Annotated in this window: 12 protein-coding genes and 1 tRNA gene; 7 read left to right on the top strand and 6 right to left on the bottom strand. The window is 63.1% G+C overall.

What is annotated here, in order from left to right:
* Positions 1-85 precede the first annotated feature (85 nt).
* Together YQ44_RS25935 and YQ44_RS25930 are read left to right on the top strand one after the other, a co-directional pair.
* On the top strand, positions 86-526 hold the full coding sequence (locus YQ44_RS25935; RefSeq protein WP_071325824.1) for a DUF2721 domain-containing protein: 441 nt from the start codon (positions 86-88) through the stop codon (positions 524-526).
* A 43-nt stretch (positions 527-569) separates the two neighbouring features.
* A complete protein-coding gene (locus YQ44_RS25930; protein WP_071325823.1) occupies positions 570-1,025 on the top strand; it encodes a hypothetical protein in 456 nt (151 codons plus the stop codon).
* Between the two features lie 33 nt (positions 1,026-1,058).
* Here the strand turns inward: YQ44_RS25930 and YQ44_RS25925 are convergent, their stop codons facing one another.
* On the bottom strand, positions 1,059-1,646 hold the full coding sequence (locus tag YQ44_RS25925; RefSeq protein WP_335589247.1) for an SRPBCC family protein: 588 nt from the start codon (positions 1,644-1,646) through the stop codon (positions 1,059-1,061).
* Positions 1,647-1,806: 160 nt separating this feature from the next.
* Here YQ44_RS25925 and YQ44_RS25920 point away from each other — a divergent pair, with 160 nt between their 5' ends.
* Positions 1,807-3,852 (top strand): NADPH-dependent 2,4-dienoyl-CoA reductase, encoded by a 2,046-nt coding sequence (locus YQ44_RS25920; protein WP_071325822.1) that lies wholly within the window; start codon positions 1,807-1,809, stop codon positions 3,850-3,852.
* Between the two features lie 56 nt (positions 3,853-3,908).
* Here YQ44_RS25920 and ybaL read toward each other — a convergent pair whose 3' ends face one another.
* The 3 genes from ybaL to YQ44_RS25905 all read right to left on the bottom strand — a co-directional run bounded on the left by ybaL (position 3,909) and on the right by YQ44_RS25905 (position 8,582).
* Positions 3,909-5,621, bottom strand: a complete 1,713-nt coding sequence (gene ybaL / locus YQ44_RS25915; protein WP_071325821.1) for a YbaL family putative K(+) efflux transporter — start codon at positions 5,619-5,621, stop codon at positions 3,909-3,911.
* 209 nt (positions 5,622-5,830) lie between these two features.
* A complete protein-coding gene (locus YQ44_RS25910) occupies positions 5,831-6,952 on the bottom strand; it encodes a beta-ketoacyl-ACP synthase III (protein ID WP_071325820.1) in 1,122 nt (373 codons plus the stop codon).
* Positions 6,953-7,139: 187 nt separating this feature from the next.
* Positions 7,140-8,582, bottom strand: a complete 1,443-nt coding sequence (locus YQ44_RS25905) for a S41 family peptidase (RefSeq protein ID WP_071325819.1) — start codon at positions 8,580-8,582, stop codon at positions 7,140-7,142.
* A 325-nt stretch (positions 8,583-8,907) separates the two neighbouring features.
* Between YQ44_RS25905 and YQ44_RS25900 the strand changes: the two genes are divergently transcribed.
* From YQ44_RS25900 to YQ44_RS25890, 3 genes are all read left to right on the top strand, one after another.
* Complete coding sequence (locus tag YQ44_RS25900) at positions 8,908-9,495, top strand: hypothetical protein (RefSeq protein WP_071325818.1); 588 nt, start codon at positions 8,908-8,910, stop codon at positions 9,493-9,495.
* A gap of 140 nt (positions 9,496-9,635) precedes the next feature.
* Positions 9,636-11,720: a M13 family metallopeptidase gene (locus YQ44_RS25895; protein ID WP_071325817.1), complete on the top strand. Its 2,085-nt coding sequence runs from the start codon at positions 9,636-9,638 to the stop codon at positions 11,718-11,720.
* A gap of 178 nt (positions 11,721-11,898) precedes the next feature.
* Complete coding sequence (locus YQ44_RS25890) at positions 11,899-13,977, top strand: M13 family metallopeptidase (RefSeq protein WP_071325816.1); 2,079 nt, start codon at positions 11,899-11,901, stop codon at positions 13,975-13,977.
* 208 nt (positions 13,978-14,185) lie between these two features.
* Here YQ44_RS25890 and YQ44_RS25885 read toward each other — a convergent pair whose 3' ends face one another.
* Positions 14,186-14,746, bottom strand: a complete 561-nt coding sequence (locus YQ44_RS25885; RefSeq protein WP_071325815.1) for a c-type cytochrome — start codon at positions 14,744-14,746, stop codon at positions 14,186-14,188.
* Between the two features lie 199 nt (positions 14,747-14,945).
* Here YQ44_RS25885 and YQ44_RS25880 point away from each other — a divergent pair.
* Positions 14,946-15,021 (top strand) — tRNA-Arg (locus tag YQ44_RS25880).
* Between the two features lie 106 nt (positions 15,022-15,127).
* On the opposite strand, the gene YQ44_RS25875 is transcribed toward YQ44_RS25880, so the two are convergent.
* Positions 15,128-15,805, bottom strand: coding sequence for a type 1 glutamine amidotransferase domain-containing protein (locus YQ44_RS25875; protein WP_071325814.1), 678 nt, complete (start codon positions 15,803-15,805; stop codon positions 15,128-15,130).
* Between the last annotated feature and the right edge of the window lie 243 nt (positions 15,806-16,048).

Below are 16,048 nucleotides of genomic sequence, written 5' to 3'. Positions count from 1 at the left end.
GGCACCTTGCGCGTGCCGCCTGCTACACTACGGCCTGTGCTGGCGCCACGGTCGGGCGCCGGTGTGAACCCACGACTTTTTAACCATGAACATACAGATCGGCGACATCGGCCATATCATCCAGCTGGCCATCGCGCCGGTTTTCCTGCTGACCGGCATCGGCACCATGCTGGTGGTGCTGACGAACCGCCTGGGCCGCATCATCGACCGCACGCGCGTGCTGGAAGACCGGCTCGACATCGGTTACAACGATTTTTATATGGATGAGCTGGATACCTTGTATAAGCGTACCCATCTGATCAATTATTCGATTTCCCTCAGCACGGCGTGCGGTTTCTTCGTGTGCGTCATCATCGCCATGCTGTTTTTGGGCGATATTCTGAACCTGACCCTGGACAAATACATCGCCGCCTTCTTTGTGCTGGCCGTGATTTGCCTGATCGGCTGTTTTATTTATTTACTGCGCGAAATTTACCTGGCCGCGACGGCCCAGCGCATCCGGCGCCATATCCGCCCGCCCCGTTAAGCGGCCGCGCCGGTTTACCCTACTATTGAAGAACGAGTCCAGCATGCACGATTACCAACGCCCCCCCACCCTGCACCGCTACGGCCAGCGCAGCGAACTCGAACTGGCGCTGAGCCTGGGGCAGTTCCGCCTGACGCCGGCGGGCAATTGCCTGACCCTCAGCTTTTCGCAGGTCTGGGACAAGCAACTGTTCGATGTGTTCGCTCCAGCCGACGCCTGCCTGATCATCCACAATACGGAAGAATTCGGCGAACGCCTGCACCGCGCCGTGCAGCGCACCTTGCCCAGCTGGGCCGGCATCGACGGCGTCGTCGAATATGGCCAGCGCGCCGCCCTGGGCGCCGCCTTCACCAAGACGCGCGCCGAGGCCGTTGAACAGGAATGGCTGTTCGCCTGGCGCTCGATGCAGCCGCAAGCGAGCCTCAATCCCGTCACGGTGAAGCTGGGCAATCTCGAGAATTTCGCGGAAATCCGCGACCGCGACACCTACCTGGCGTAATTGCCGCGATGATTGCGCCGGTGTTAGCCGGCGTTAACCAGCCTTGTCCGCATGCTGGCTGTCGATGCGCGCCAGCACGGCCGCCATCATGCGTTCGATATCGCCGCGTATCATGGCCGTGCCCAGCATGCCCGGCACATAGAAGCCCGGCATCAGCCGGCTGGAAAAGACGATGCGCGTGCCGCCCGTCTCGGGTACCGGATACAGATTCCAGCGCGATTCGTAATGGCGCATGTCGCCCGAGATCAGGGCGATGTCGATGGCCGTCGGCGGCGATTCCGTGGCCCGCACCACCAGGTGGATCGGGTGGTTCATGAACAGGAAGCGCGCCATGCCCTGCTGCTCGATGATGACTTCATTGCCGTTGCGCGACAGCACGCGGCAGGAACTGAGGTCGGGCACGAATTCACTCATGCGTTCGTAAGTGGTCAGGGTCTTCCATACGGACGCCGGCGATGCCAGCACGCTGCCGCTGGCATCGACTTCGTACATGCGCTGGCCGTCGACCTCGATGCGCTTGACGTCGACTTTCAGCTTGTCCAGCCGCGGTGCCTGCGCCTGTGCCAGCGCGGTTGCGGGGATGGCACACAGCATCAGCAGGCAGAGGAAGAGTCGCGTCATGCCACCTAGCCTACGGGAAAGTTGCGCCCGACACAAGCTGCGTGCGCCGCCGCCGGGCGCGTCCATGGCGATTTAGAACTCCCGGTCTAGAGAAATACGCTGCAGCCACGGGCAATGCTTGTTACCGTACGCCCTGCAACCATCTTCCACCGGACCGACCATGACTTCCTATCCCCATTTGCTGGCCCCGCTCGACCTGGGCTTCACCACCTTGCGCAACCGCGTCATCATGGGGTCCATGCACACGGGCCTGGAAGACAGGTTTTATCATTATGGCAAGCTTGCCGCGTTTTACCGCGAACGGGCGCGGGGCGGCGTGGGGCTGATCGTCACGGGCGGCATCTCGCCGAACCGCCAGGGCTGGCTGCTGCCGTTCGGCGGCACCCTCAATTTCCTCGGCGACGTGCCGAACCACCGCAAGGTGACGCGTGCCGTGCACGAGGAGGGCGGCAAGATCGTCATGCAGATCCTGCATGCGGGCCGCTATGGCTACCAGCCCTTCGTCGTCTCCGCCTCCGCGAAAAAATCGCCGATCTCGCCATTCCGTCCCCGTCCCTTGAGCGAACGCGGCATCGAGCGCACCATCTGCGACTACGTGCGCTGCGCGCGCCTGGCGCAAAAGGCCGGCTACGACGGCATCGAGGTGATGGGCAGCGAAGGCTATCTGCTGAACCAGTTCCTGTGCGCGCGCACGAATCTGCGCCAGGACCGCTGGGGCGGCAGCATCGAGAACCGCATGCGCCTGCCCGTGGAAATCGTGCGCCGCATCCGCGCCGCCGTCGGCCCCAATTTCATCATCATGTACCGCCATTCGCTGCTCGACCTGGTCGAGGGCGGCAATACCTGGGACGACGTGGTGGCAGTGGCCAGGGCGCTCGAGCAGGCTGGCGTGACGATACTGAACACGGGCTTCGGCTGGCATGAGGCGAGGGTGCCCACCATTGTCACCTCCGTGCCGCGCGCCGCCTTTGCCAGCGTGGCGGGCCGGCTGCGCCGCGAAGTCAGTATTCCCGTGGTGGCCTCGAACCGCATCAACATGCCGCACGAGGCGAACGCCATCCTCGAGCGCGGCGACTGCGACCTGGTGTCGATGGCGCGGCCGTTCCTGGCCGACCCCTTCTTTGTCGCCAAGGCCGCGGCGGGCCGCGCCGACGAGATCAATACCTGCATCGGCTGCAACCAGGCATGCCTGGACCACACGTTTGCCAACAAGCGCGCCAGCTGCCTCGTCAACCCGCGCGCCTGCCATGAAACGGAACTCGTGTATGCGAAGCAGGCCGTGGGGCGCCGGGTGGCCGTCGTCGGCGCGGGTCCGGCCGGCCTGTCGGCCGCCACCGTGGCCGCCGAATGCGGGCACGAGGTGACCCTGTTCGACAGCAGCGACAGCGTGGGCGGCCAGTTCAAGGTGGCCATGCAGATACCGGGCAAGGAAGAATTCACGGAAACCATACGCTATTTTGCGCGCCGCATCGCCTTGTCGAATATCAAGCTGCGCCTGGGCCAGCGCGTGACGCGCGAGCAATTGCTGGCCGGCGGCTATGACGACGTCATCATCGCCACCGGCATCAAGGTGCGGCTGCCGGCCATCCCCGGCATCGAGCATCGGAAGGTGCTGTCCTACCTCGATGTGCTGCAGGACAAGAAGCCCGTGGGGGCGCGCGTGGCCATTATCGGCGCCGGCGGCATCGGCTTCGACGTGGGCGAGTATCTGCTGCACGACCCGGCGCACCCGTTGCCCCAGCCGGTCGCCGCCTGGGCCGGCGAGTGGGGCGTGGACCTGGACGCGGCCACGGGCGGCGGCCTGGTGCCGCCCGTGGCGCCTGCGCCCGTACGCCAGATTTTCCTGTTGCAGCGCAAGACGTCGAAGGTGGGCGCGGGCCTGGGCAAGACGTCGGGCTGGGTGCACCGCGCGGCGCTGGCGCGCAATGGCGTGGCCATGCTGGCCGGCGTGACCTACGACAAGATCGACGAGCAGGGCTTGCACATCACGGTGGGCGGCGAGCAGCGCCTGCTGGCGGTGGATAACGTGGTCATCTGCGCCGGCCAGGACAGCCTGACGGAACTGATGCCGCCCGTCGACAAGGACGGCAAGCCGCTGCAGGCGGGCGGTCCGCGTTTCCACAAGATCGGCGGCGCCGCGCTGGCGGCCGAACTCGACGCCAAGCGGGCCATCCGCGAAGGCGCGGAGCTGGCCGCCCGTCTGTAAAAAGAAAGCCTGCCGGCTGGGAAGCGGGCAGGCTTGCTGGAGGAACGGGCGCCGAATTAATGCGCGCCGTGTCCTTTCCTGGCCGCATCAAAGCTCTGCAGCACGTGTTCGGCCATGCCATTCGCCAGTTCGTGTTCGCCGATAAACACCTTGCCCGCATTTTCCGCGCGCAGCAATTCCGCCTCTTCCTCGCTGTGCGTGCGCACCACGGTCATGATCGTGGGATTGAGCGCGCGCGCCGTCTCGATCATGGCGCGCACGTGGAAGGTATCGGGCGTGGCGATGACGAGCATGGTGGCGTGCGTGATGTGCGCCTGGATCAGCACGGCCGGTTCGCCCGCATTGCCGGCCACGGCGGGAATGCCCTGCTTGCGCAGCTGGTCGACGATTTCGCGGTTTTCCTCGGCCACGACGAAGTGGATGCCCCGCTCCATCAGGGCGGCGGCGATGCGGCGGCCGACGCGGCCATAACCGACGAGCACGACTTGCCCCGAGAGTTTTTCCTGCGGCACCGTCATCGGCAGTTCGGCCAGCGGATCGGTCGTGCGTTCGAACTTGCGCGCGAAATCGCTGTTGCTCATCACGCGCAGCAGCGGCTTGGCCATGCTGAACACGACGGGATTGAGGGCGATGGACAGGATGGCGCCGGCCAGGATCAGGCTTTGCCCTTCCTGCGGCATCAGGCCCAGCGACAGGCCCAGCGCGGCCAGGATGAACGAGAATTCGCCGATCTGCGCCAGGCTGGCCGAGACGATGATGGCCGTTTTCGGCGGATAGCGCAGGGCCATCACGAGCAGGAAGGCGGCGATCGACTTGCCGAAGATGATGATGGCGCAGACGGCCAGCACTTGCAGCGGCTTTTCCAGCAGGATGTTCGGTTCGAACAGCATGCCGACGGAGACGAAGAACAGCACGGCAAAGGCGTCGCGCAGCGGCAGCGACTCTTCCGCGGCGCGGTGGCTCAGTTCGGATTCGCGCAGCACCATGCCGGCGAAGAAGGCGCCCAGCGCGAACGACACGCCGAACAGCTTGGTCGAACCGTAGGCGATGCCGACGGCGGCGGCGATCACGCACAGGGTGAACAGTTCGCGCGAACCGGTGCGCGCCACCTGCCATAGAATCCAGGGGAACAGCTTGCGGCCGACGACCAGCATGAAGACGATGAAACCGGCCACCTGGCCGAGGGTAATGGCCAGGGTTTGCCACAGGCTGACCGCTTCGGCGCCCGGCGCCACCTTGCCGCCCAGCGCGCCGGCGAAGGCCGGCAGCAGCACCAGCACCAGCACCGTGACCAGGTCTTCCACCACCAGCCAGCCGACGGCGATGCGGCCGTTCAGCGAGTCGAGGATGCCCCGTTCTTCCAGCGCGCGCAGCAGCACCACGGTGCTGGCCACGGACAGCGCCAGGCCAAAGATCAGCCCGCCACCTATGCTCCAGCCCCACCAGTGGGCCAGGCCCATGCCCATCGCCGTGGCGACGGCGATCTGCAAGATGGCGCCAGGCAGCGCGATCTTGCGCACATCCCATAAATCTTCGATGGAAAAGTGCAGGCCGACGCCGAACATCATCAGCATCACCCCGATTTCCGCCAATTGCCCCGCTATTTCCGCATCCGCCACGAAACCGGGCGTGGCCGGCCCGATGATGATGCCGGCGGCCAGATAGCCGACGAGTGCCGGCAGCTTCATGCGCGTGGCGATAAAGCCGAAGATGAGGCCGAACCCGAGGGCGGCGGCGATGGTGGTGATCAGACTGATGTCATGGGGCATGCGTGGTGGGTTCCTTATGGGGAGATGCGGATGGGAAGATGTTGCTCAGCGATTGAGTATAAACGCAACAAAGCTGCGGCTGGAACTATCGTGCCGCTTTTTTTGCAAAAAACTTGCGCTACATCTTCGTCCAGGTGGCCGCGAACGCATGCCTATCCACCTTGAACAGCGCCTAATTCAAGGAATCAGGCGCTGCCCGCCCCGCATGCTTACACCTTGCGCACGACCACGCAGCCGATGGAATAGCCGGCGCCGAACGAGCAGATGACGCCCATGCCGCCTGCCGCCATGTCATCCTGATATTTATGGAAGGCGATGATGGAGCCGGCCGACGAGGTGTTGGCGTAGGTGTCGAGGATCACGGGTGCTTCGTTGGCTTCCGCATCGCGGCCCAGGATCAGGCGCGCGATCAGCAAGTTCATGTTCAGGTTGGCCTGGTGCAGCCAGTAGCGGCTCACTTGCGCCACGTCCACGCCGGCCTTGGCCAGGGTCGCCTTGATCATTTCGGCGGCCATCGGGCACACTTCCTTGAAGACCTTGCGCCCTTGCTGGCGGAACAGTTTGTCGGCCTTGCCCATGCCGGACTCGTCAAAACGGTTGAGGAAGCCGAAATTGTTGCGGATGGCGTTCGAGAAGCGGGTTTTCAGTTCCGTGCCGATGATCTCGAACTGGTGCCGGGACACGGCCGTGTCCTTCGCTTCGACGATGATGGCCGTGCAGGCGTCGCCGAAAATAAAATGGCTGTCGCGGTCGCGCCAGTTCAGGTGGCCGCTGGTGATCTCGGGATTCAGGACCAGCACGGCGCGCGCCTGGCCGCTTTGCACGGCGGCCACGGCTTGCTGGATGCCGAAGGTGGCCGAGGAGCACGCCACGTTCATGTCAAAGCCATAACCGTCGATGCCGAGCGCATCCTGCACTTCCACGGCCATGGCCGGGTAGGCGCGCTGCATATTGCTGCAGGCCACCAGCACCATGTCGATATCGGCCGGCGTGCGGCCGGCGCGCGCCAGCGCGTCGCGGGCGGCGGCCACGGCCATTTCAGCCTGCAAGGACAGTTCGTCGTCGCCCCGTTCCGGGATGCGCGAGACCATGCGCGCCGGGTCGAGGATGCCTTCCTTTTCCATCACGAAGCGCGACTTGATGCCGGACGCCTTTTCGATGAAGGCCACGCTCGACAGGTCCAGCGCCGTGACGGTGCCCGCGGCGATCGCGTCGGCGTTATCGGCATTGAACTTTTCCGCGTAGGCATTGAAGCAGGTGACCAGTTCCTCGTTGGAGATCGAAAATGGCGGCGTGTACAGTCCGGTACCGCTGATAACGACTTGTTTCATGGTTAAACTTTCAAATTTGGCAACCGGCGCGATGCCGATAAGTGAAGCAAATTTTACACAAACGTGCTCGACTGTAGAGAGTTTCGTGTTGCGGGGGAGGGGGATGTGTGGCGGAAGATTGATTTTTGTCGCGTGAACGGCTTACCGGGGGGCATTGCGCCCCCCGTTGCGCTGCTGGCGGTGCGGCTTACTTCTTCTGTTCTTTCTTGACGTCGGCCTGCACCACCACCGGTTCGGCCTTCGCCAGCTGCACCGGCAGTCCCTTCAAGTGGTTCAGGGCCTGGTTCAGCTGAAAATCGTCCTTGCTGCCAAATTCCAGCGGCTTGCGGTTTTTTTCCAGGGCAAGGATGCGCAGCTGCTCTTCCATCTCGTCGTTGACGGGGGCCGCCTTGTCGCTTTCCTTGTCGCGGTCGTTGCTCAGGTGCTTGGTCAGGTCCGCTTCGCGCATGCGCAGGCCGTTCAAGCCGTCGCCGTCCGCATTTTCATCGACCAGCAGGTCGGGCACGATGCCCTTGGCCTGGATCGAGCGGCCATTCGGCGTGTAGTAGCGGGCCGTCGTCAGCTTGACGGCCGTGTCGGCCGTCAGCTGGCGGATGGTTTGCACGGAACCCTTGCCGAAGGTTTGCGTGCCGATGATGGTGGCGCGCTTGTAGTCTTGCAGGGCGCCGGCGACGATTTCCGAGGCCGAGGCCGAACCGGTGTTGACGAGCACCACCAGCGGCACTTGCTTGATGGCCGCCGGCAGTTTCGCCAGCGCATCGCCGTCCGAGCGGAACGCATAGTATTCGGCGCGGCCGTAGAACACCTGTTTCGAGTCCGGCAACTGGCCATTGGTCGAGACGATGGCCGCGTCCTTGGGCAGGAAGGCGGCCGAGACGCCGATGGCGCCTTGCAGCACGCCGCCTGGATCGTTGCGCAAGTCGAGCACCATGCCCTTGAGATGAGGGTCTTGCTGGTACAGGGCCGTGATCTGCGCCGCCATGTCGTCCACGGTCGGTTCCTGGAATTGCGACACGCGCAGCCAGGCGTAGCCCGGCTCGACCATCTTGGCCTTCACGCTCTTCTGGTGGATTTCCTCGCGCGTGATGGTAAAGGCCAGCGGCTGCGGTTCATCCTTGCGGGCAATGGTCAGCGACACCTGGGTGCCGGGTTCGCCGCGCATGCGCTTGACATTGTCGTCCAGGCTGACGCCCTTCACGGGCTGGCCGTCCAGGCGGGTAATCAGATCGCCGGCCTTGATGCCGGCGCGGTAGGCGGGCGAATCCTCGATGGGCGAGACGATCTTGATGTAGCCGTCCTCGCTGAGGCCGATTTCGATGCCTAGGCCGACGAACTTGCCTTCGGAGCCTTCGCGCAGCTCGGCATAGGCTTTCTTGTCCAGGTAGGCGGAATGGGGATCGAGCGAGGCGACCATGCCGGAAATGGCTTCCGTCAGCAGTTTCTTGTCCTCGACCGGTTCCACGTAATCGGATTTGATCAGGCCAAACACGTCGGCCAGCTGGCGCAGCTCTTCCAGCGGCAGGGGCGGCTCGACGGTCTTTTGCGCCATCGCTGAAAATTGCAGCGATACGGCGACGCCGGCCACCACGCCCAGGCCGATCAAGCCGGTATTTTTGAGTTTGCCCATCATTGCACCTTTGCACCTGAGAATGTCCTGCACAAGCGCCAGTCCCCGTGGAGCGGCGCTTTCCTGAAAGTATAGACCTGAATCTCTGCCGGTGTGGGGCGCCGGCGGAAAATGCGTGCCAAGGCACAGTCTAGGCCCTGAATGGCGGCGGCCAGCTTGCCAAATGTTGCGGTTTTGTATGCGATGTATAGTTAGTCTTGAGGGGAGTAAGCATTTGTAAGAGTCGAAAAAAAGCGTGTGCGGCGGCCCTATAGTGGATTCGCATTCTCGACCCGAAGTGGTTTTGCCTGCGTCTTCGGATGCAGGCTTTTTTTTCGCCGGAGCCCCCATGACATCGCTGACCCCGTTTTCCTCCCTGCGCCGCCTCGGCCTGGCCTTGCTGCTGGGCAGTGCCGCCCTGACGGCGTCCGCCGTGCCGATAGCCGAGATGCGGCTGGAAGACTTGCTGCCCATGGCGCCCGATTTCAAGACGGAATTGAAGCTCAATGCGAATCAAAGCATCTTGTGGCAGCAGGTGGAAGCGAAAACACGCCAGATGTTGCGCGAACGCAAGGCACGGCGCGAGCGCCTGCAGGCGGGCGTGCAGCAGGGTTTGCAGGCGCCCCAGCTGGAGCTGCGCGACTTGCTCGGTGGCCTGGACGATGAAAGCACGCTCAGCCTGGCCGAAGAAAAGCAGCTGCGCGCATGGTGGCTGAGCGTCAATGACGCGCTCGATGAACGCCAGCGCCAGGCCGTGGCCCAGTTCATCGCCGGCCAGATGGCGCGCGTGATGGATGGCGCCGCGCCGCGCAGCGAGTCGCGCGGCGCGCCCGCTGGCGAGCATGGCGGACGCAAGGGCGGCGGCAAGGGGGGCATGGGTGGCATGGGCGTGAGCATGGGCGGCGGTGGCGCCGGCATGAGTTTGCCCGGCAACTGAGGCGCGCCACGGGGCAGTCCCGGGGCAGCGATGGTCAAAGGGCCTGTCCGCGTGCTACATTCCTGCAGCGCCTGGCGCGGCGGGCTATCCGCCCGAAGCTTTCCGCCCGGTCTTTTTGACATGCCCCATAAGGACAATCCGTGAACCGCTATCTCTTGAGCAGCCTGACCCTGACCCTGTTGGCTGCGTTTGCCAACGCCGCCGAACCGGCCGCCGCCGCCGCTGCCGTGGCCGCACCGACCGTGGCGCCCGGCGCCGCACCGGCCACCGCCGCGCCCGTTTCCGGCATCGACGTGCAATACATCGACCCTGCCGTGCGCGTGCAGGACGACTTCTTTACCCATTTGAACGGCAAGTGGCTGGCCACGGCCGAGATCCCTGCCGACAAGTCGAGCTGGGGCTCGTTCGCCAAGCTGCGCGACGACACGACGCCGCAATTGCGCGGCATCATCGAAAGCACGCAACAGGACAAGAACCGCAAAGCCGGTTCCGAAGCGCAGAAGATCGCCGACCTGTACGCCAGTTACATGGATGAAGCCAGGCTCGAATCGCTGGGCGTGAAGCCGCTGGCAGGCGAATTGAACCGTATCCGCTCGCTGCGCGACAAGAAGGGCGTGCCGGCCCTGATCGCCCACCTGAGCCAGACGGGCGTGTCGACGCCGTACGCCGTCTACGTGGGCCAGGACGCGCGCGCCTCGACGAAATATGCGGCCTACGTGAGCCAGAGCGGCCTGGGCATGCCGGACCGCGACTATTACCTGGAAGCCAAGCAGGCTGGCGTCAAGGAAAAGTACCAGGCGCACGTGGAAAAGATGCTGGCCATGGCCGGCGACAAGAACGCTGCCGCGCGCGCCAAGGCCGTCGTGGCCCTGGAAACGGCCCTGGCTGAAGTGCAATGGACCAAGGTCGAAAACCGCGACCCGGTGAAACGCTACAACAAGACCGACATTAACAAGCTCAACGACCTGACGCCGGGCTACGACCTGAAAGCGGGCCTGGCCGCCTCGGGCATCGCCAACAAGGTCGATTACGTCATCGTCAACCAGCCGAGCTACCTGGCCGGCTATGACAAGGTGCTGGCTGCCACCGACCTCGACACCCTGAAAGCGTATTTCGAATGGCAGTTGCTGCGCAGTTATGCCAGCTACCTGTCGAAAAATTTCGTCGACGAGAGCTTTGCCTTCTACGGCACGGTACTGAGCGGCGTGACGCAGAACCAGCCGCGCTGGAAGCGTGGCGTGGGCGCCGTCGAAGGCGTGCTGGGCGAAGCCGTCGGCAAACTGTACGTGGCGCAATATTTCCCGGCAGAACGCAAGGCGCACATGCAGGAACTGGTGAAAAACGTGCTGGCCGCCTACAAGGACAGCATCGACACCCTGGACTGGATGAGCCCGGAAACCAAGAAGGAAGCGCAAGCCAAGCTGGCCAAGTTCACGCCGAAGATCGCGTATCCGAACAAATGGCGCGATTACACGAAGCTGCAGATCGTCCAGGGTGACCTGGTGGGTAACATGATGCGCGCCGCCAACTTCGGCTCCGCGCGCCAGGTGGCCAAGCTGGGCAAGCCGATCGACCGCGAAGAATGGGGCATGACGCCGCAGACGGTGAACGCCTATTACAGCTCGACGATGAACGAGATCGTCTTCCCCGCCTCCATCCTGCAGCCGCCGTTCTTCGACGCCAATGCGGACGACGCCGTCAACTATGGCGCCATCGGCGCCGTCATCGGCCATGAAATCAGCCACGGCTTCGACGACAAGGGCAGCCAGTCCGACGGCGACGGCAACCTGCGCGACTGGTGGACGCCGGCCGACCGCAAGAACTTCGCCGCCAAGGCCGACGCGCTGACCAAGCAATATGACGGCTACAGCCCGCTGCCGGGCTATCACGTCAACGGCGCCCTGACCCTGGGCGAGAACATCGCCGACAACTCGGGCGTGGCGATTGCGTACAAGGCCTATAAAATCTCGCTGGCCGGCAAGCCGGCGCCCGTGCTGGATGGCTTGACGGGCGACCAGCGCTTCTACATGGGCTTTGGCCAGGTATGGCGCAGCAAGATGCGCGAAGCGCAGCAGATTGTGCAAATCAAGACCGACCCGCATTCGCCGGGCCAGTACCGCGCCAACGGCACCATGGTCAACCAGCCTGGCTTCTATGAAGCGTTTGGCGTAAAGCCGGGCGACAAGATGTATGTCGCGCCGGAAAACCGCGTCATCATCTGGTAAGCGCGGGCATGCCACAAACGTAAACCTGTAGCAACAAAAAAGACCACCTTGCGTGGTCTTTTTTACATTCCGGCCAAAGTTCTTTCTGCGCTTACAGCGGTATGCTACAGTCAAAAACCGGGCCAGAAGCCTCGGGCGTTCTGACCCTTATTTCAACAACATGATACTGAGGACAACTGTGAATCGTTATTTGTTAAGTGCATTGACCCTGAGCTTGCTGGCCGGCGTGTCCGGCATGGCAGGCGCCGCCGGCGCTGCCGACACCGCCAAGAAAGCCGTCGCCACCACGGCCGCCGCGCCAGCGGCGCTCACCTCCGGCATCGCCATCGAATACGTCGACCCGGCCGTGCGCGCGCAGGATGATCTGTTCCAGCACCTGAATGGCAAGTGGCTGGCGGAAACCGTGATTCCAGCCGACAAGTCGAGCTGGGGCAGCTTCGCCAAGCTGGCCGACGATACGCAAACGCAGATGCGCGGCATCGTCGAAGGGGCCGCAGCCGACAAGGCCCGCGCCGCCGGTTCGAACGCGCAGAAAATTGGCGATTTTTACAACAGTTTCATGGATGAAGCCAAGCTGGAAAGCCTGGGCCTGACGCCGTTGAACGCGGAGCTGGCGAAGATCGCCGCCCTGCAGGACAAGGCCGAATTGCCGGGCGTGATCGCCCACTTCAGCAAGCTGGGCGTGACTTCGCCTTACGATTTCGGCATCCACCAGGATGCCAAGGATTCCACGAAATATGTGGCCGATATCGTGCAAAGCGGCCTGGGCCTGCCTGACCGCGACTACTATCTGGAAGCGGGCAAGGCCGACACGCGCGCCAAATACCTGGCCCACGTGGAAAAAATGCTCAGCCTGTCCGGCGACGCGAATGCCGCCGCCAACGCGAAAGCCATCGTGGCGCTGGAAACGGAGCTGGCCAAGGCGCAATGGAGCAATGTGCAGAACCGCGATCCCGTCAAGACCTACAACAAGGTGGAACTGGCGAAACTGGCCGACGTGGCGCCGGGCTACGACTGGGCCCGCTACCTGAAGGATACGGGCATCGCCGGCAAGGTTAATTACGTGATCGTCAGCCAGCCCAGCTACCTGAAGGGGTTTGCCGAGATCGCCAACAAGACGCCGCTCGAGACGTGGAAGGCGTATTTCCAGTGGCATTTGCTGCACGCTAACGCCGGCTACCTGCCGAAAGCGTATGTCGATGAAAACTTCGCGTTTTACGGCACCACGCTGACGGGCGTGACGGAAATGCGGCCGCGCTGGAAGCGTGGCGTGGGCGCCGTCGAAGGCGCGCTGGGCGAAGCCCTGGGCCAGCTGTACGTGGCACAGTATTTCCCGGCCGAGCGCAAGGTGCGCATGGAAGCGCTGGTGAAAAACCTGATGACGGCTTACAAGCAAAGCATCGACAAGCTCGACTGGATGAGCCCCGTCACCAAGAAACAGGCGCAGATCAAGCTGGCCAAGTTCACCACCAAGATCGGTTACCCGAACAAATGGCGCGATTACTCGGGCCTGACGGTGGCGCAGGACGACTTGATCGGCAACATCCAGCGTTCGCACCTGCTCAACTACAACCGCGAATTGAACAAGCTGGGCCAGCCTATCGACCGCGACGAGTGGGGCATGACGCCGCAGACCGTGAACGCCTATTACAACCCTGAACTGAACGAGATCGTCTTCCCGGCCGCCATCCTGCAAGCGCCGTTCTTCGACGCCAACGCGGACGACGCCGTCAACTATGGCGCCATCGGCGGCGTCATCGGCCATGAAATCAGCCACGGCTTCGACGACCAGGGCGCCCAGTACGACGGCGATGGCAACCTGCGCGACTGGTGGACCAAGACTGACCATAAAAACTTCGCCAAGAAAACCAAGCAGCTGGTGGCGCAGTACAACAGCTTCAGCCCTGTCCCTGGTCACTTCGTCAACGGCGAGCTGACCCTGGGCGAGAACATCGCCGACAACTCGGGCGTGGCGATCGCGTATAAAGCGTATAAATTGTCGCTGAACGGCAAGAAAGCCCCCGTCATCGACGGTTTCACGGGCGAACAGCGCTTCTACGCGGGCTTTGCCCAGGTATGGCGCATGAAGATGCGCGAGGCGCAGCAACTGGTCTTGCTGAAGACGGACCCGCACTCGCCAGGCCAGTTCCGCGCCAACGGCACCATGCGCAACCAGCCCGGCTTCTACCAGGCGTTTGACGTAAAACCGGGTGACAAGATGTATCTGCCGCCAAAAGACCGCGTCATCATGTGGTAAGACGTGTGTTGATGGCATAAGTTGCAGCCGCCCCGCGCAAGCCGGGCGGCTTTTTTACGCCGCTTGATTTGGCACAAACGGTCGTCGCGCAGACCGGACGAGCGGCGCGCGTCATCCGACAGACCATACCCTTGCAGATTTCCAGGCGAAAAAAAACCGCCCCAGCGGGCGGTTCCTTGATGCAGCGCAAGTGCTGACTTGGCAGTGCTTATTTGGCAGGCTCTGCAGCCGGTGCGGCGCCATCGGCGGCCGCGGCCGGTGCCGGCACTTCCGGTTCCTTGAACTTGCCGCCCGATGCGTTGGCGATGTAGACGACGGCGCGCGCCACTTCCACATCGTCGAGGTCGGGATTGCCGCCCTTGGCGGGCATGGCGCGCAAGCCTTCGATGGCGTGTTTCAGCACCGTATCGTAACCCTGGGCCAGGCGGGCCGACCAGCCGCCCGCGTCGCCAAACTTCGGCGCACCGGCCACGCCGGCGCCGTGGCAAGCCACGCAAGTGGCCGTGTACACGGCTTCACCGCTCTGCAGCACTTTCGGACCGCTGGCATCCTTGAAGGTAAAGCCTTCATTGGCCACCGGGCTCAGGCGGGCGTCGATGGCTTCGGGCGACTGGCTGTCCGTGCCGGCGCCCGTCAGTTTTTGCGTGGTGACGAACTGCACCAGCAAGATGATGCCGATGACGGTGACGAGGAAGAAGCCAGCTACGGCGGCAAGCAATTGTTTAGGCGTTTTGATCGCTGATTGTTGTTCGTTATGTGCGTCGCTCATGATGTCCTTAGTCCAGATTTGAAACTGATGGCCGTGTAAGGTAGCATTTTTACATGCCTGGATGTAAACCTTTATGAAACCCACAATTATAGGCACAAAAATTGAGCAGTGACATGCAATTGCCGGCGATACGACAGTTTCCGTAGACGTAGGTAAAGAAAAACGGTATCCTTCGCATCACTTCAGAAATTCCCCCTACGCGGCTGTAGCTCAGTGGATAGAGTATTGGCCTCCGAAGCCAAGGGTCGTGGGTTCGATCCCCGCCAGCCGCACCAAGACACATCAAGACTTGCCGTTCTTCTGCCAGCGCGCCGCACATTGCAACGCGCGACGACATGACTGCGCCTGCCGCTGCGCAGCCACCCGTCTCAGCAACGAGCCTTACTTCAGCAATTTCAGCAAGGCCTGCGCCGCCGCCTCCGACGAGGCCGGATTCTGCCCCGTGATCAAGATGCCATCCGTCAGCACATACGGCGCCCAGTCCGCGCCTTTCGAGTACATGCCGCCATTTTCCCTGAGCATGTCTTCCACCAGGAACGGCACGACTTTCGTCAAGCCCACGGCGTCTTCTTCCGTATTCGTGAACCCCGTCACCTGCTTGTCTTTCACCAATGGCTGGCCGTCGCTGCCTTTGACGTGGCGCAGGACGCCGGGGGCGTGGCAGACGGCGGCCACGGGCTTGCCGGCTGCGTGCAGGGCTTCGATGAGGGCAATCGAGTCCTGGTCTTCGGCCAAGTCCCACAGGGGGCCGTGGCCGCCCGGGTAAAACACGGCGTCGTAGTCGGCCGCCTTGACCGTGGATAGCGCCACGGTAGAAGCGAGCGCGGCCTGGGCTGCCGGGTCGGCCTTGAAGCGGGCCGTGGCCGCCGTCTGCGATTCGGGCGCATCGCTCTTCGGGTCCAGCGGCGGCTGGCCGCCCTTTGGCGAGGCGAGGGTGAGGCGCGCGCCCGCGTCCTTCAGCACGTAATACGGCGCGGCAAATTCCTCCAGCCAGAAGCCGGTCTTGTGGCCCGTGTCGCCGAGCTGGTCATGCGAGGTCAATACCATTAAAACGTTCATGCGGACTCCTGTGCAGGTGGTGGCAACGATGGCCGATGCCAGGCCACGAGCTTAATCCTGTTCCCCTTTTCATGCTGCACGCCAGCGCTGCCGATTTTTTGTGCAGATTCTTCCGGAAAAATGCCCGCGACGCCCCTGCCGTTGTCCGTTTGCAACCTCGCCACGGCGCTGCCAGCCGATATCGAAATTGATATCGAAACAGTGGAAAAATTGATTGGAGAGATTATCGTCCAGCCCCTAAGA

It is taken from the genome of Janthinobacterium sp. 1_2014MBL_MicDiv, assembly GCF_001865675.1.
In the GTDB taxonomy this organism is placed as follows: Bacteria; Pseudomonadota; Gammaproteobacteria; order Burkholderiales; family Burkholderiaceae_D; genus Janthinobacterium.
Note: the sequence above shows the minus strand (reverse complement) of the source record. Positions and strands in the feature narration are given on the sequence as shown.

Bases quoted from the DNA above. Each gene is read 5' to 3' on its own strand.
- YQ44_RS25930 (WP_071325823.1), top strand. From the start codon at position 570: ATGCACGATTACCAACGCCCCCCCACCCTGCACCGCTACGGCCAGCGC.
- YQ44_RS25905 (WP_071325819.1), bottom strand. From the start codon at position 8,582: ATGATGGGCAAACTCAAAAATACCGGCTTGATCGGCCTGGGCGTGGTG.
- YQ44_RS25925 (WP_335589247.1), bottom strand. From the start codon at position 1,646: ATGACGCGACTCTTCCTCTGCCTGCTGATGCTGTGTGCCATCCCCGCA.
- YQ44_RS25920 (WP_071325822.1), top strand. From the start codon at position 1,807: ATGACTTCCTATCCCCATTTGCTGGCCCCGCTCGACCTGGGCTTCACC.
- YQ44_RS25885 (WP_071325815.1), bottom strand. From the start codon at position 14,746: ATGAGCGACGCACATAACGAACAACAATCAGCGATCAAAACGCCTAAA.
- YQ44_RS25875 (WP_071325814.1), bottom strand. From the start codon at position 15,805: ATGAACGTTTTAATGGTATTGACCTCGCATGACCAGCTCGGCGACACG.
- YQ44_RS25910 (WP_071325820.1), bottom strand. From the start codon at position 6,952: ATGAAACAAGTCGTTATCAGCGGTACCGGACTGTACACGCCGCCATTT.
- YQ44_RS25935 (WP_071325824.1), top strand. From the start codon at position 86: ATGAACATACAGATCGGCGACATCGGCCATATCATCCAGCTGGCCATC.
- ybaL (WP_071325821.1), bottom strand. From the start codon at position 5,621: ATGCCCCATGACATCAGTCTGATCACCACCATCGCCGCCGCCCTCGGG.
- YQ44_RS25900 (WP_071325818.1), top strand. From the start codon at position 8,908: ATGACATCGCTGACCCCGTTTTCCTCCCTGCGCCGCCTCGGCCTGGCC.